This is a genomic window from Sphingobacterium sp. FBM7-1, from assembly GCF_020687765.1.
Lineage (GTDB): Bacteria > Bacteroidota > Bacteroidia > Sphingobacteriales > Sphingobacteriaceae > Sphingobacterium.
In genome coordinates this window covers 28,127-44,707 of sequence record NZ_JAJEWJ010000007.1, presented here as the reverse complement: position 1 = coordinate 44,707, position 16,581 = coordinate 28,127, and the positions used below count along the sequence as shown (strand labels likewise).

The following is a 16,581-nucleotide window of genomic DNA, read 5'->3' as shown; positions in this document are numbered from 1 at the left end:
ATTTTATCTTAATTCCTTACTCTTTGTTTCTTTTTACAAATTCCCGCTTTCTTTCAACAATTTGTAGTATGCATATACAATACTGATTTCCGAATTGGCAAACTGCAATTCCGCATCTAATTTCTGATTACTTGCATCAATCAAATCCAGCAAAATCGCTAACTGATTGTTGTATTTACTGTTCATAATCCTGTAATTTTCATCTGCCAAATTTTTGTTTGTACCCAATGTGTTGTTTTGCGTCAATGCCTCGTTGTATTTGACATAAGCGGCATTCACAGCAACATCAATCATTTGTTCAGTTTCAATTGCCTGAGCAACAGCTTTGTCTTTTTCAAAACGTGCCTGCTTCATTTTCTTCGGTGCTTTGTATAGGGCATCGATGTTGAAATTCAGCGAAAGTCCGGCACTCCAACCGTGGTTGTACATATCTAACACAGGCGAAGATGTCGTAATCGGGCGAGCCAATTGATTCCCTGCAAATGCCGAAAGTGAAGGCATCATATCTGCACGTGCAATTTTTTCGGAAGTTTCGTAAATATCCACCGCCTTTTTGGTCATCAATACCGTTGGATGATTCTGAGCAAACGTTCTGTAATCGTCCATCAACAATGCTTTTGGAACGTCGTTCAGCAAGGTTTCGTCAGGCACAATTTGTGTACTTTCTGGCAATCCCAACGCCGTGGTAAGCTGTTTATTGAGTATTTGACGGTTATTTTCTACTACTTGCAATGCCAAGTTGAGGTTAGACAATTGCAATTCGCCACGGATAACATCATTCCGAGTGACCATTCCTTCGTTAAAAAACTTATTGATGTTGTCGATACGTTGCTCTGCCAACTGGATATTCTGTTGATAGACATCTTTTTGATTGAGCAACTTGTACAAATCCAAGTAATAACCCAAGACCAAAAGTTTGATATTCTGCTCGTTCGATTGATAATTGAGCTCCATCAATTCCTCTTGCAAAGTTTGCGCTTTGATACCATTTTTGACCAAACCACCTTTCCAAATCAATTGGCTTGCCTCCACGGAAAACGTATTCCCGAAGTGCGGCATATCTACTCGTGTAGAGTTGGAAAAATCTTTGTCGATGATATGTGCATCGCCCAAATAATATGCTTGCAATCCGGCACTGAATGAAGGAAGTTGTGCGTTTTTAGCAACTTCAACACCTTGCCTTGCAATATCAATATCTGCTTTTGACACTGCCAGATTTGGGTGGTTTTCTTTAGCAAGCTCAAACAATTCATCCACAGAAATCTTGCGTTCCTGTCCGTACATTGTGCTTATCGACAATATACCTGCTATCAGCATCGGACCTAATTTTCTAATCTTCATTAATTTTATATTAAACTGTTTCAATTCAAACTATTTATTCAAAAAAATAGACTTAGTCATTAATTCTATTACGCATCTTATTGAGTATATCAACTGTATTACTCATTTCTTCAGCAGAAATATCCACTTGAAAAGATTGATATACTTCATCGAGAATCGGAATTAATTTTTCTTGATAGCTTCTACCTTGTTCGGTCAATACAATCAAATTATTACGTCTATCGGTCGGGTCAGGTTTTCTTTCAACCAAACCACGATTTGTCAAATTATCAATCAACGAAGTAAGACTTGCCTTATTTCGGTTTGTCTTATCAACGATTTCCTGTTGATTGACATTGTCTTTATTCCACAGAACATACAGTACCTCAAGCATTTCCATAGTAACATCGAGTTTGTATTCCTTCACTTTCTGTGAAAAATGTAAATACAAAGCTTTCCGGATATCCCGCATAACTTCCATCAATTCTGCTATTTTAGCTATTTCTGTAGCTTCTTTAATTTTCATTGTGCAAATGTAAAACAAATAATTTGAATTCAAACTATTTTCTAAAAAAAAGTTTTATATCGAACTGTTTTCTATCAGTCGTAGTAATTGTAAACTTGATTTAGTGAACAGAAGACAAAGATTAGAAAACCATTATTTGGGATAAACTCTATCTGCAAAATAATCCTATTTTAACACATTTATCATTGACCTCTAGTATTTTTAGTTCCTTAATCGTAACGTTTTACACAATTTTTACAACAAAAAAAGGATTCCCATCAGCTTTGCTTCAGCTTTTCTTAGCCGTGCAATGACTTTCCCTTGCACATCATCCACAATCTTCCAATCCTTGGCGATATAAATATCAGTTGTACGGTTGCCCTCATCAACGTGGTTCAGTGCAAGGGCTACATCATCTTTGGACATACGGCAATCATTCCTTGCGGTATTGGCAAAGGTGTGCCTTGCCCAATAGAATGTTACGCCCGCCAGCCCCGTCATACGGCATACCTGCTCCATTCCTTTGCTCAAAGCTTTGTTCAGGCATCCGATAGTGGAATAACGTGCTGCCAGCTTGCCGATATACTTTTCCAATAAGGGTTTCGCTTCATCCGTGATTTTGATACTGATAAAGGCATTGTCCTTTCTCCGTTCCGTAGTTTTTGAACGGTTGTATTCAAGCCGTCCGTTTCTGATGTTCTGTTGGCCTATCTGATAAAAATCTACAGCATTTGTACCACAGAGATAAAACGAAAGCATATACAGTTCTTTGGCAAGTTCTGCACGGCTACCGGATTTTGTAACACAATTCTTGATAGCCACAACTTCTGCAAGGGTGTTGTGCTTCTCTTTCGTCCGTGGCGGTGGCGAACCGACCTTGTATTTTTTGAACGGATAATGCTTGATGCGGAATATACCAATATCCTCTTCGTTGTAACGGTTTCTTGCACCGTTGAACAAGGTGCGGAGGTCTCGCATATAGTTATGTACCGCCGAACTGCTCACACCTTTTACCGTTGTCGTGACAGGATTGCCAAATTGATTTATTCGGGTCATGGTACGTTCGGATTTCAAGTAGCGTTCATACGACAGGAGCATCGTGTAATGAATTTGATTTATAGAAAAGGAGTCCGTCTTGAAGTAGTCCACGAGACTGTTACGCACAACATTGAAATTTTCTGCGCTCTTGATTCTTCCAACCTCTTTTAGTCCCTTGATATGCTCGTCACAGAATTTAACGAAATCAACATCTTCATCCATATCCCTTAGAAAATCCCGCAGGGTTTCCGCAGAGAAATGGTCGAGCTTTGTCTCCAGATCGCTGATCGTTTTTCGGCAGTCCCGCAACTGTCGCTCGACGACATCCGCAACAAACGGATCTTTGATCTTGAAATCTTTGGTCAGTTGCTTTCTGACCACGTAATGGGTCGTGTCAATGTACTTTCTTTTACCTTTGTGATAGACACAGATTTTCACATTGTAAGTGCCATCAGCTTTCTTGTGATGTTCATAAATTTTTGCGCTTACGGTTGCCATAATTTTTTCCTTAAGCACGCCAGAATTTCTGTTACATATTTGTAACAAAATGACGTGAAGTTCAACAAAAAACTATGTAAATCACACCGAACCGGAGAACCCGATCGGCCAAGCGAAGATGTCTCTAATCCTCGTTTAAAAAGCAAAAAAGCTGTTTTTCTTATCGAAAAACAGCTTTTTTTGTTTGCTCCTGAAGCTGGGCTCGAACCAGCGACCCTCTGATTAACAGTCAGATGCTCTAACCTGCTGAGCTATTCAGGAATACTTTACTTAAACAAACATTATGCGTTTTTGAAGTGCTACAAAGATACAGTTTCGTTTTCAATATTCAAAAAAAAATAAAAAACCTTCCACAAATACTTCATCAGTTCACTGTGTCCAACACACATTCAAAATGTCAAAAAAAGCCACGAGATCAATCCGTGGCTTTGCTCCTCAGGCTGGGCTCGAACCAGCGACCCTCTGATTAACAGTCAGATGCTCTAACCTGCTGAGCTACTGAGGAATTTTGTCTACCCCGAAATCCTGGGGTTATTATCCCTTTTCGGTGGTGCAATTATCGGAAGTTTTGATGAACTCTGCAAATCTTTTTGAGAACAAAAACACAACTCTCTCACACCCAACACGATTTTTTTAAAAGATTACACCCCCCAGTATAATCGTCGCGATCGTGAAATAGATAATGAGCCCTGTTACGTCAACCAACGTTGATACAAAAGGGGCAGAAGAACTCGCCGGATCAGCCCCCAACCGCCTCAAGACAAATGGTAACATTGCTCCGATAAGCGAACCCCACATAACTACCCCCACAAGAGAAAATGCTATTGCTAACGCGTATAATATCCATACGTCCCCATATGCACCGCTAAAAGCTTGATCAACGGAAATACGGGCAAATCCCAAAATACCTAAAATAAGCCCCAAAAATAATCCGGAAAGAATCTCTCTCCGCATAACACGCCACCAATCTCGCAAAGCTACCTCTCCCATCGCCATCGCCTGTATAATCAGTGTCGAGGCCTGTGAGCCGCTATTACCTCCACTCGACATAATCACGGGCATCAGCAACACTAAAATAGTGGACAGCCGATCCTCATAATGTTTCAACACATTAAAAGTAAGTAGCTGACCTAGGAAAAGTACGATTAACCATCCTCCCCGCTTTTTAACAAGATGGAATACCGAGACATCTAGATAAGGCTCATCTAAAGCCTCTGTTCCCCCGATACGTTGTATATCTTCGGTATACTCCTCATTCGCAACCCATAGGATATCATCTATCGTTACAATCCCTAACATAATCCCCTGTTCATCAACCACAGGAAGAGCGACTCTATTATTCATCCTAAAGACGTTGACCGCCTCCTCTTGCGGATCATTCGCATTCAACGAAATCAAGCGACTATCAATTAAGCTTTCGACTTTTGTTTCCGGATCCGCGATTAGGATATCCCGAATACGCAGGTCATCCATCAAACGTCCCTCCGCATCGATCACATACAATACATCGATAGTTTCAGAAGCGTTTCCATAACGCCTTACGTGATCTAGCACGCGCGTAATATCCCAGTGAGGCTTCACCGTAATGTAATCGGGCGTCATCAACCGTCCCACACTATCTTCCGGATAACCTAAAAGAGATAAGGCCTCTTTACGCTCATCCGGCGAAAGCATGATAATGAGGTGCTTTACGACGTCCCCTTTCAGCTCACTGAAAAATGAAGTCCGGTCATCCGGTGGCATTTCGTTAACTAATTCGCGCGCTTTGTTCGCTGATAACTTTTTAAATATCCGTTCCTGCGTCGGGAAGTCTAGAATACCAAAGACGCGGACCGCTCGGTTTATATTCAGTATTTCGATAAATAGGGCGGCATGTTCTGGAAGCACATCGATCAACTCTTCAACGTCCGAGATGTTTTGCTCGTTTAGAAAATCCTGCAGCTGGCCGGTGTCGCCTGATTCGATCCAACTTTCCACAAGCTCTATCTGCATTTCTAATTCTTCCATAAACCCTCCTATTTTATATGTCCTACATTGGTATTCTGTTGTTTTTTGTCGGAGCAAAAGTCGCCTTTTTAATTGGAAATAACTAATACTTTTTTCGAGTACAAAATGATCTATCCGGACCTCATCCCGCAATGGACCATCAAACCACCTTCATGACAAAGCGACAATATGTCATTAATAAAAAACCTACTTTCACCCGCTCTATTAGCGGCACACTGCACCTCCCTTGCTGCCAAACAACACGCACAACCCATGCAAATGTTCACGTTCGTCACTAAGGTTTCTGTCACGAGCTAACGATATATATTTAACACGCGCAGCTTTTCCACGTCAGCTTTTTTATTTCTAGGATAAGCCTATTTTTTACCACCAAGGGAAACGACAGACGAGAGACAGAAATCTAATATTTTTATTCTATATTGCAAATGGATTTGATATCCACACCCAACACGTAAACTACTTTATCCAACATCATGAACACTCTTTCAACAGCACATACACCCTTAAATTTAGTCATCTCTAGACATAATTTAAAAAACACAAAACTCTATATATCATACACATTACAACATAAATGTAAACATACACATAAAATAAAACAAACAAAATAAACTAAATATTTTAGCAAGCATAGATATAGTCACATAATAAAATGAACAAAAAACTGTTTATCAGCTTAATAACATTAATCATATCATCTATAACATCACACGAATCTTTAGGCCAGATTATTGAGAATGAACAAGCTCATTCATCAACAAAATGGCGGCAGATTGACACGCAAAACTTCCGTCTAATCTTCCCTCAACCGTTTGAAAAAGCAGCGAAAAAATTGGCAGAAAAACTTCCTCTCCTACAGCAGCAAAGTCATCGGGATTTAAAAAATTCTCCTCCGAAAATAACCCTAGTTTTACAGGGAAACCATCTTACACAAAACGGCTTTGTACAACTCGCCCCTCGAAAATCAGAACTATTCCCCGTCCCTTCTTCGACTGCAGACAATCAAGAATGGCTACCAAATCTTGCACTGCATGAACTTCGACACGTAGCGCAGTTTGACAAATTGACAGGAAAACTACAAGCACCTTTTTTCGAACAGCTCGCTTTCGCACTCTACGGTTTAAACCTGCCCGCCTGGTATTTTGAAGGCGATGCCGTACAAGTTGAAACCCTCTATAGTGATGGAGGCCGAGGAAGGTTGCCATCCTGGGAAATGCCCCTACGTGCAAACATTCTCTCCGGAAAATCGTATGATTTCAACAAATATGTACTCGGCTCGTTCAAAGACAATATCCCGTCTTACTATACCATCGGCTTCTTCATGAGTAGCTACGTGACCAACCATCATGGCATTGATGTTCACGAAAAAATAATGACGGATATGCGCGGCAAACTGTTTCGGCCTTTTAATTTTCGCCGCGCAGTAGAAAAGATTTCGGGCGAGTACCCGAGCGAAATTTTCAATAACACCATCCACGAACTGGCCAGCAAATGGAAACAGGAATCTCCCGCTGCACCCGATCCTTCAAATCTACCAATCAAAGAAAGCCGCTTCCCTAGCGATTATTTACTTCCGCAGATGAATGCGGACCAGGAGCTTTACGTTCTTAAGTCCTCCCCCGTTGCTGTCCCTGAAATCAAACGCCTAGATAGCCTAGGAAATGAAACCGGTATCGTAAAAACCGGCCTACAGATAACGCCCTATTTTCACCTTCGAAAACGAGAAATCGTTTGGGACGAGTATCGCAAACACCCTCGTTTTGGTAAACAAACGTACAACGTTATCAATGTATATGATATGACAACGGGCCGAACCAAGACCCTGACAAAAGCATCGCGCTATTACTCACCCGCATTTCATCCTATGCTTGACGAGATTGTCGTCGTCGAAGTCACACCATCCAATACGAGCAGACTGGTTGTTCTACACGCTAAAACAGGCCAGGTATTGGATAGCCTCCCTGCCCCTCATGACATGCACGTACAACAGCCAAAATATCATGCTTCAGGAGAAAAGGTCGTGGCGATTGTCGTTGCTGAGCAGGGCACAAACCTCGTAGAATTCAACCTCGCAACGCGAGCACATCGTTTTCTTCTTCCTTGGGGCCACCAACAACTAGAACGACCATTATATCATAACAATGATGTCATCTTCAAAGCTCACGACGATGGCATCGATAATATTTACCTATGGAGCGATAGAATGGGGCCTCGTAAACTCACAAACGCGGCGTTCGGTGCGTTCAACCCATCTATTGGCACGAATGGACAGCTACTCTATAATAATTATGCGTTTAACGGGCATAAACTTGCGCAAAAAGAAATTCCGCTTGCTACCAGCGAGCAAATAAACTCCTCCCCCCCTCCATATGTTTCCCCTACATTGGAAAACCTACACCCCGAGAGCTTATCGGATTCGTCGGCTTCCCCCATGACGATTAGCGACTACAATCCTAGCGCACATATCATCAATTTTCACAGCTTATCTATTAGCAGCACTAATTTTGAAAGTTTTGACGACTACATCCCAGGAATTTTCTGGTTATCTAATGATATATTGAACACTACCCAAATCAAGCTTGGTTATGAATATGACCCCAATATATCAAAAAGCCGCTATTCTGCTGAAATTTCCTATAAGCGTTATTTACCCATGTTTACCGCGCGTTACGCGAACCGCGGAATGGTGGGAAACGCGGTTTCGGGCAGTGCTCCGGAAAGCATCGTAATGTTTGACTATCGCGATCATCATGCGGTTTTCGAAATGTCTATCCCACTCTCTATATATCGGCAAAACACCGTATATAGTTATGGCTTTAGTTTCGGCACGTCTTATACCAAACGCTATAACACCAGTCTAAAACTGAAAAATTTCACTGATGTGATCGCTTTCCCGCTAAACTACCAAGTGTATATCAATAGAAATAGCATGCGAAGCAAAATGGACCTGGCTCCCCGCTGGGGACAAAACATCAGCTTCACGTATAGACACCTCCCTTTAGAAAAGGACTTAGCAGGAGAAATACTATCGCTACGCACGAATTTCTATTTTCCCGGCCTTGGGTCGAATCACAGCTTACAACTCCGATTTGCTGCACAGCACCACAACGGAATCTACTTAGGAACGTATGATATCCCGATGGTATCGGGATGGGGACATTTTAATTCACCTATAGTAAATAACACCGCGATGGCAAATTACAGGCTTCCTCTTTTCTATCCGGATTGGAGCATTGGCTCCCTTGCCTACATCAAACGTTTCCAAGGCCTGTTATTCTCAGACTTTCAAAATATCCATAGCAGCTTAACCCCAAAAAGTTTCGGTATAGGCGTCTCGGCAGACTGCAATGTATTCCGATATGTACTGCCTGACGTCAACGTGTCTGCAAAGGTCACTTACATCAATGACAAGACAGCGCCAACTAAAATTGTACCTACTTTTGGACTGAGTTACAGTTACTAAAACAACAGGGCAGACTAATTAGCCTGCCCTGTTTTTCAACTATAATATATGTTGTTGTTAGTCTTCCAATGCTTTCACACCCGGCAATACTTTGCCTTCCATGTATTCCAACAATGCGCCACCGCCAGTACTGACGTAGCTGACATGCTCAGTCATGCCGAATTTAGAAACCGCAGCCGCAGAATCACCCCCACCAATAAGTGAAAACGCACCACGTTCTGTAGCTTTTACAACCGCATCCGCAACAGCTTTTGTACCCTTAGCAAAGGTATCAAATTCGAAGACCCCCATCGGCCCGTTCCATAGCAAGGTGTTCGACGCACTAATAACTTCTGCAAAGTGTTCTGAAGAATCCAAACCGATATCTAACCCTTCTCTATCAGCGGGAATTTGATCGTTCGCTCCATTATAGGTATCCGCGTCATTAGCGAATCTATCTGCTATTTGCGCATCCGTTGGGAGCACGAGATTAACACCCTTTTCATCAGCCTTTTTAACTAATTCATTGGCTAGATCTAGCTTATCTAACTCTACCAACGATTTACCGATCTCTCCCCCACGCGCTTTCACGAAGGTATAAGCCATTCCTCCCCCGATAATTAAATTATCCACTTTATCCAAGAGTGCTTCGATCAACTGAATTTTATCCGAAACTTTCGCCCCTCCCATAATTGCCGTAAACGGACGTTCAGGTTTGTTAAGTACTTTTTCCGCATTGTTTATTTCGGCTGCCATCAAGTAACCCGCATATTTATCATTCGGAAAGAACTGCGCAATAATAGCCGTAGAAGCGTGTGCACGGTGTGCGGTACCAAAAGCGTCATTGACGTATACATCACCCAATTTCGCCAATTTTTCCGCAAAACTTACATCCCCTTTTTCTTCTTCTTTATAAAAACGTAGGTTTTCTAACAGCAATACTTCTCCACCCTTCAATGAGGCACTTTTCTGCGTAGCCTCTTCTCCAATACAGTCCGAAGCGAACTGCACGTCCACACCCAATACCTTTGAAAGATGTTGAACAATATGCTTTAATGAATATTTGTCTGTCGGACCTTCCTTGGGACGTCCAAGATGAGACATAAGTATGACAGCCCCCCCATCTCCTAAAATTTTTTTAATCGTGGGTGTTGCTCCTTGTATACGGTTATCATCTGTAATATTAAAATTCTCATCCAGAGGAACATTAAAGTCTACACGAATCAACGCCTTCTTTCCAGAGAAATTTAAATCATCAATAGTCTTCATATATTTTTTTATTTACGTATAATGTTTTATCGTTAAACCTTGCGTTAAATATAGAAAAAAGTAAGAATACTTTCAGCTATTTATCTTATTTCTACCTTATAAGGCACTCGTGCCTGTACCCCGGAGGAACGCAATACGTCACGTAGCTGCTTAACATATTGTCGATATTCGCCTAACTCGTCGTCCAACATCCACATCTTTATTCGCTCTCTCGATGTGCTAAACAATGACGCAAAAGGATCCTTCAATGTCGGATAATACCTGACGTTATAGCTTTTCAGTTTCGCTTTTGTGGCGGCGGCCGCTATTGCTCGATCGAGGTTTCCGATTTCATCCACGAGCCCAATTTCCAATGCCTGGCTTCCAGTCCATACTCGCCCCTGCCCGATGCTGTCCACCGTCGACACAAGTAGCCTCCTACCCGTAGCTACTTTATTCGTAAAGGTATTATAAATCCGATTGACTTCCGCTTGTATAATAGCCTGCTCTTCACCTGTTAACGGACGGTCCACTGAGGTCATCAAATCTGCGAATTTCCCCGTTTTAACTTCATCCATACGTATTCCCAATTTATTATTGAGCAATCCCTGCAAGTTAGGGATCAGACCAAATACACCGATCGAACCTGTAAGTGTCTCCTTTTCTGCAAAAATAGAGTCTGCCATTGCCGAAATATAATAACCTCCCGAAGCGGCGTAGTCACCCATGGACACCATGATAGGTTTTACTTCCTTCGTTAACTCAACTTCACGCGCAATAATGTCCGATGCTAATGCAGAACCACCTGGTGAGTTCACCCGCAATACCACCGCCTTAACCCGATCATCCCGACGTAGTTTTCGAAGTTCTCTGGAGAATTTATCTCCTCCAATAACCCCGTCTCCTCCTTCACCGTCAACGATGTCGCCATAGGCGTATAACACGGCGATGCGATCGCCTTGTGTGCTTGTCTTTTCTTCGTTGCTATAATCTAACAAGGAGATAGCGGGAAGGTCTTTCTTTTCTTCTATCTTCAAGCGTTCTCTCAATTTTGTAAACACCTCGTCTTTATAGCACTTATCATCGATAAATTTATAATGTACCGCATCATCGGCGTTTCTTATCAAGAAACGATTAGCTATATCTTTCAACGTATCGACAGGAATTTGTCTGCCATCGGATACATTTTCGAGAAATGCGGCATACATACTTCCCAGATAGGCTGACAATTGTTCTCTATTAGCTGCACTCATCTCGTTCAGGATAAAGGGTTCCACAGCCGACTTGTACGTTCCTACCTTGACTACCTGCATCTCGACCCCCATTTTATCTAGCGCCTCTTTCATAAATACCACGGAAGCCGAAAGCCCTTTAAACTCTAAAGACCCCTCCGGATTCATATAAATTTCATCTGCAGCAGACGCGAGATAATACGCTTTTTGCGTATAAAGATCACTATAAGCAATAATAAATTTACCAGACGATTTAAAATCGACGAGCGCCTCTCGTATCGCACGGAGACTAGCCATGCCTGTGTTGACATAAGTAGGGTTAAGATATATTCCTTTTATCCGGTTGTCCGTCTTTGCTTCCGCGATACGGGCGAGGATATCGTTTAGACCCAACGATTTCATCTCTCCATAACCCGGCAAGTTCATACTTTCCCAAGGGTTTGATGTCGTGCGCTCGGGGATGTCATGGGCTAACGAAACATGCAATACAGCACTAGACGGGATATAAACCTCATCTTTTGAGCCTACATTACTAACTGTAGCGGTGATAACTCCAATAAGCACAATCAATAAAACGACAAGCACAAGGAGCGTCCCTGTAACAGTCGCAAGGACATATTTAAAAAAAGACTTCATAGCTGTTTTCCATTTCTTCGCCTCTAATTTAAAGGTTTCTTTTTAAGAATTCGCAATTTTAAATATAAGCTTTATCTTTAAAGGATGAATAAAGTGTTTTTGTTATTGGGTGCGAATATAGGCGATCCCCCTTCGCAATTAGCACAGGCTCTACAAGAAATCCAAGACCAGGTAGGAAAGGTAGAAGCTTGTTCATCAATCTATAAATCGGAAGCTTGGGGGGTCACCGAACAGCCGACATTTCTTAATCAAGTCGTTTTAGTGTCCACACCCCTTCCGCCCATAAGTGTCTTAGACTGTATACAGTCTATTGAGAATAGATTGGGTCGTTTGCGACTAACCAAATGGGGGGCTCGAGTAATCGATATTGACATCCTATATTTTAACAATACAAACATCCATCATGAACGCCTAATTGTACCTCATCCCCATTTACCTGAACGGAGGTTCGTGTTAGTACCTCTTGTTGAAATTGCACCTGCATTTGTCCACCCCGAGTTGGGAATGACGACGACAGACTTATTAGCGCAATGCAAAGACCCCCTTATTGTCCAACCTTATACTCAACAAAGCGACGATGCTATACAAATTGATTAAACCTTCTATTATCCAGGAGAATCTGATGCACAACGCGGAACTCGTTTTGCAGTTTTTAGACCTTTACCGAGACCAGATACCCAAAGATATCCAAGTTTTAAAGGATGCTGTATTAGCAGGCACCTACAGCGCAATAGCGAATCAAGCACACCACATAAAGCCGACTATGGAATATATAGGAGCACACGCTTTACGCGAAAAACTACAACAGTTAGAAAATGGCGCTAAGACGGAGGTCAAAACAGCCGAGATCCTCGCCATCTGGACAGATATCGAAAAGGAGATCCATATACTATTATTGGAAATTTCCGATTATCGCAACAAATTGTAAACTAAAGAGCATCCTACTCTTTACGCAGAAAACGGAAATGTAAGTGGGAGAATACAAAATAAGCCAGTAGAATAGCCGGCAAGGCTAAAACACCTAAGCCAAGCAAAAGAATAACACTAACCGCTAAGAAAAGGTATCGGAACTTATTTTCGCTCCATGCGAGGGAAGATAATTTCATGCTGAACAGACGAATATTACACACTAACAGAAAACTGACCAATCCAACGACAGCAAGTAATATATAAGGTTGATATATCCAAGCTGGATACAGCTGACCAATAAAAGGTAGGGATATAATGAAAAAGGTGTTCATCGGTGTATTAAGCCCTATAAACTCTGACGTCTGTTCCTCATCAACATTAAATTTCGCCAATCTCAATGCTGAAAATGCGGTAATAATAAAACCTAAATAGGGAAGATAATCATGATCTGTAGATTCGGCCAAGAGCATATATAAAACTGCTCCCGGCAAAAAACCAAAACTTATCACATCCGCTAATGAGTCTAATTCTTTCCCAATATTTGATCTTACACGCAAAAGGCGCGCGACCATGCCGTCAAAAAAATCAAATATCCCCGAGACAAGCACACAGTAAAATGCCGACATAAAATCACCTTCTAAAACGAATAAAACGCCGAGACAACCACTAAACAGGTTGAGACAAGTCAAAATATTGGGTATATGTTTCTTCACAGTTATAAAAAATTTAAGCCATCCTTTGTGAGCAAGGGATGGCTTAAAAATAGAAAATATTGAAGGAATTAGCTATTCATACTAATTAAAAACTCTTCATTTGATTTCGTACCACGCATTTGCGTTAACAAAAACTCCATTGCTTCCGTCGAATTCATATCCGCTAAGTGATTCCGCAATACCCACATCCGTTGTAAAGTATCCCGATCTACCAGCAAATCATCGCGACGTGTACTCGAAGCAGTCAGGTCGATCGCTGGGAAAATACGCTTGTTAGCCAATTTACGATCAAGCTGAAGTTCCATGTTACCTGTTCCTTTAAACTCTTCAAAAATCACATCGTCCATCTTAGAACCCGTATCCGTCAAAGCTGTTGCTAGAATGGTTAAGGATCCACCTTTTTCGATATTACGAGCTGCTCCGAAGAAGCGTTTCGGTCTATGCAACGCATTCGCATCTACCCCTCCGGATAGAATTTTTCCTGACGCAGGAGCTACGGTATTATACGCACGAGCCAAACGCGTGATGGAATCCAACAAAATCACCACATCATGCCCGCATTCAACCATACGTTTTGCTTTTTCCAACACAATATTAGCAATCTTCACGTGGCGATCTGCCGGTTCGTCAAAAGTAGACGAAATCACTTCAGCACGTACGTTTCTAGCCATATCGGTAACCTCTTCCGGACGCTCGTCAATTAATAAGATAATTAAGTAAACCTCCGGGTGGTTCTTTGCAATAGCATTCGCTACCTCTTTTAAAAGGTTTGTTTTACCCGTTTTAGGTTGTGCTACGATTAATCCACGTTGACCTTTACCAATAGGCGTAAATAAGTCCATAATACGTGTTGAGTGATTTCCCGCTCCTAAATCTAAATTTAGTTTTTCGTCCGGGAACAACGGTGTCAAGTAATCAAATGGTACCCGATCCCGAATTTCGGCCGGGTTCTGACCGTTAATAGATTCTACACGAACTAATGGAAAATATTTTTCACCTTCTTTAGGGGGACGAATGGATCCTCGAACATTATCACCTGTTTTCAATCCAAATAATTTAATTTGAGATTGTGACACATAAATATCATCCGGGGAGGTCAAATAATTATAATCAGACGAACGTAAAAAACCATAACCGTCTGGCATAATTTCCAAAACACCTTCATTAACAATAACGTTATCAAAATCTGTCGGAAGTACCGAAGACGGGACCTCTGTTTTACCGGCTGCGGAACTTTCTTTATCGCTCGCAACAGTAAAGTCCGATGAGTTCTCTGCTGGCAAACTACCCTCTACTTTTGACGATACGTCCGCCACCGCCGCACGTGTAGTTACCGCCACTGGCTCAGTCTTTAACGTTCTAACACGTTTTCTTGTTCGTTCTGCTGCTGGAGTGTCGACTTCAGTGCTTTCGGAGCTACCTTCTTCGATGGATTGCTTTGCTATTACAGTGATACGGTCTATTAACTCCTGCTTACGCAATTTATCAGCATCAGTGATGCCCAGTACTTTTGCAATCTCGCGTAACTCTGACACGAGTTTGGTATTTAGTGCATTAATATCCATTAACTTTTTACTATGAGATATAGGATTTTATTTTGTTGAATTCATCCAATTACATTTTTCAGCAAATGCTATTCTATTTTTAGATGTGCTAACAATATAACAGCGGCACATAATCATTCTACCGCCATAACGCAAGCTATTTGCCTCTCTCTAGGATAAATCTGAGAATTGGCACAAAAATAACATAAGATTTGTATATTCAAATAATATTTGTAAAATATTTTCGTGAAGCGGTCTGTTCTTTCCGAAAGGAGCTTCCAATATTCTTAAGAACATCCTCTATTATAACGATCAAAATCTGTAATTGTTTTATTTGTAACTGCACAAATAAAACCGTGACGAATAACAACATCCATATTGTACAAAATACACTATGTTTTTTTAAAAGAACAAATACTCCAAAAACCGCTTTTAAAACTTGTTACAGAAGGTTTTTAAAGCAAAAAATTGAATAAATATCCTAACGACACTTATCTTTTTAGCATTTAAAATTCTTGTTTTTAAACATAAACACGTATTTTCGAAAAAGCATAAAGTAAAAATTAATTTAGCAACAAAACATAACACAATAAACCAAATCTATAATGATAATCATCGCGGACGGAGGCTCGACAAAAACAAATTGGTGTTTGTTAGATGACTCAAACAAAAAGATATATTTCAACACAGAGGGCTATAATCCCTATTTTGTCGACAGTGAATACATTGTTAATTCGTTAAAAAAAGGACTACCTAACGAGTTACCTTTTGAAAAGATTACCGAGGTAAATTATTACGGAGCCGGAGTACATAACGAAGAAAAAACTAAAATTGTAGAGTTGGCTATGCAGAAAGTTTTTCCAAATGCCAAGGTAGAAGCAGGTCATGATCTGCTTGCCGCTGCTCGTGCTTTACTCGCACATGAAGCTGGCTTTGCTGCCATTCTGGGAACCGGAACTAATACGTGTATTTATGATGGAGAGAAAATTACTCATAACATTGACTCTGCTGCCTACATATTGGGAGACGAAGGTAGTGGAGGGTATATGGGAAAGAAATTGCTAACCGATTTTATCCGGGGACTCATGCCTAAAGCTGTAGAAAAACTATTTTTTGAAACGTATCAACTCACTCCAGACGAAATAATGGACAATGTCTACACAAAGCCGTTGGCCAACCGCTTCTGTGCTAGTTTCAGCAAATTTGTATACGACAACAATGTTAACACGGAATACACAAAAGGGATCGTAGAAGAAGCATTTGATACATTCTTTAAAAATCTAGTCAGTAAATATCCAAATTATCAAGCATATTCTTTTAATTGCATCGGGTCAGTAGCTTATAATTTCCGAGACATATTAAAAGAAACGGCTACACGTTATGGTATGAAGGTGGGAAAGATTATACGCTCTCCTATAGATGATTTAGTGGAATACCACATCAACCGAGCAAAGAAGAGTCAATAATATAATAAGCAACGGTCGCCAAC

12 protein-coding genes and 2 tRNA genes are annotated in these 16,581 nt (G+C 41.1%); 4 read left to right on the top strand and 10 right to left on the bottom strand.

Annotated features, from left to right (window positions below; translation table 11 throughout):
• Nucleotides 1-33: 33 nt before the first annotated feature.
• The 6 genes from LKO28_RS12200 to mgtE all read right to left on the bottom strand — a co-directional run bounded on the left by LKO28_RS12200 (nt 34) and on the right by mgtE (nt 5,368).
• Nucleotides 34-1,341 carry a TolC family protein gene (locus LKO28_RS12200; RefSeq protein WP_214649548.1) on the bottom strand — a complete coding sequence of 436 codons (1,308 nt, stop codon included), beginning with the start codon at nt 1,339-1,341 and terminating at the stop codon, nt 34-36.
• A gap of 52 nt (nt 1,342-1,393) precedes the next feature.
• The gene (locus tag LKO28_RS12195) at nt 1,394-1,846 is read right to left on the bottom strand and encodes a MarR family winged helix-turn-helix transcriptional regulator (protein WP_099371737.1); all 453 of its coding nucleotides are present in this window, start codon (nt 1,844-1,846) and stop codon (nt 1,394-1,396) included.
• A 234-nt stretch (nt 1,847-2,080) separates the two neighbouring features.
• Nucleotides 2,081-3,361 carry a phage integrase SAM-like domain-containing protein gene (locus LKO28_RS12190; protein WP_165438719.1) on the bottom strand — a complete coding sequence of 427 codons (1,281 nt, stop codon included), beginning with the start codon at nt 3,359-3,361 and terminating at the stop codon, nt 2,081-2,083.
• 187 nt (nt 3,362-3,548) lie between these two features.
• Nucleotides 3,549-3,622, bottom strand: a tRNA-Asn gene (locus tag LKO28_RS12185).
• Nucleotides 3,623-3,792: 170 nt separating this feature from the next.
• Nucleotides 3,793-3,866, bottom strand: a tRNA-Asn gene (locus LKO28_RS12180).
• Nucleotides 3,867-3,994: 128 nt separating this feature from the next.
• Entirely contained in the window at nt 3,995-5,368 is a 1,374-nt protein-coding gene (mgtE, locus tag LKO28_RS12175; protein WP_227695169.1) for a magnesium transporter, read from the bottom strand.
• A gap of 652 nt (nt 5,369-6,020) precedes the next feature.
• Between mgtE and LKO28_RS12170 the strand changes: the two genes are divergently transcribed.
• Nucleotides 6,021-8,831 carry a hypothetical protein gene (locus tag LKO28_RS12170; protein WP_227695167.1) on the top strand — a complete coding sequence of 937 codons (2,811 nt, stop codon included), beginning with the start codon at nt 6,021-6,023 and terminating at the stop codon, nt 8,829-8,831.
• A 57-nt stretch (nt 8,832-8,888) separates the two neighbouring features.
• Here the strand turns inward: LKO28_RS12170 and LKO28_RS12165 are convergent, their stop codons facing one another.
• Both LKO28_RS12165 and sppA read right to left on the bottom strand, forming a co-directional pair.
• On the bottom strand, nt 8,889-10,079 hold the full coding sequence (locus tag LKO28_RS12165; protein WP_227695166.1) for a phosphoglycerate kinase: 1,191 nt from the start codon (nt 10,077-10,079) through the stop codon (nt 8,889-8,891).
• Between the two features lie 80 nt (nt 10,080-10,159).
• Nucleotides 10,160-11,926 carry a signal peptide peptidase SppA gene (gene sppA / locus LKO28_RS12160; protein WP_227695165.1) on the bottom strand — a complete coding sequence of 589 codons (1,767 nt, stop codon included), beginning with the start codon at nt 11,924-11,926 and terminating at the stop codon, nt 10,160-10,162.
• An 84-nt stretch (nt 11,927-12,010) separates the two neighbouring features.
• On the opposite strand from sppA, the gene folK reads away from it, so the two are divergent.
• Both folK and LKO28_RS12150 read left to right on the top strand, forming a co-directional pair.
• Nucleotides 12,011-12,523 (top strand): 2-amino-4-hydroxy-6-hydroxymethyldihydropteridine diphosphokinase, encoded by a 513-nt coding sequence (gene folK, locus LKO28_RS12155; RefSeq protein WP_227695164.1) that lies wholly within the window; start codon nt 12,011-12,013, stop codon nt 12,521-12,523.
• On the top strand, nt 12,504-12,854 hold the full coding sequence (locus tag LKO28_RS12150; protein ID WP_227695163.1) for an Hpt domain-containing protein: 351 nt from the start codon (nt 12,504-12,506) through the stop codon (nt 12,852-12,854). The genes folK and LKO28_RS12150 overlap by 20 nt, the downstream gene beginning before the upstream one ends.
• Before the next feature lie 13 nt (nt 12,855-12,867).
• Here the strand turns inward: LKO28_RS12150 and pssA are convergent, their stop codons facing one another.
• Together pssA and rho are read right to left on the bottom strand one after the other, a co-directional pair.
• On the bottom strand, nt 12,868-13,548 hold the full coding sequence (pssA, locus tag LKO28_RS12145) for a CDP-diacylglycerol--serine O-phosphatidyltransferase (protein WP_227695162.1): 681 nt from the start codon (nt 13,546-13,548) through the stop codon (nt 12,868-12,870).
• 68 nt (nt 13,549-13,616) lie between these two features.
• Nucleotides 13,617-15,113, bottom strand: a complete 1,497-nt coding sequence (gene rho / locus LKO28_RS12140) for a transcription termination factor Rho (RefSeq protein WP_227695161.1) — start codon at nt 15,111-15,113, stop codon at nt 13,617-13,619.
• A gap of 584 nt (nt 15,114-15,697) precedes the next feature.
• On the opposite strand from rho, the gene LKO28_RS12135 reads away from it, so the two are divergent.
• Nucleotides 15,698-16,558, top strand: coding sequence for an N-acetylglucosamine kinase (locus LKO28_RS12135; RefSeq protein ID WP_227695160.1), 861 nt, complete (start codon nt 15,698-15,700; stop codon nt 16,556-16,558).
• Nucleotides 16,559-16,581: the final 23 nt, after the last annotated feature.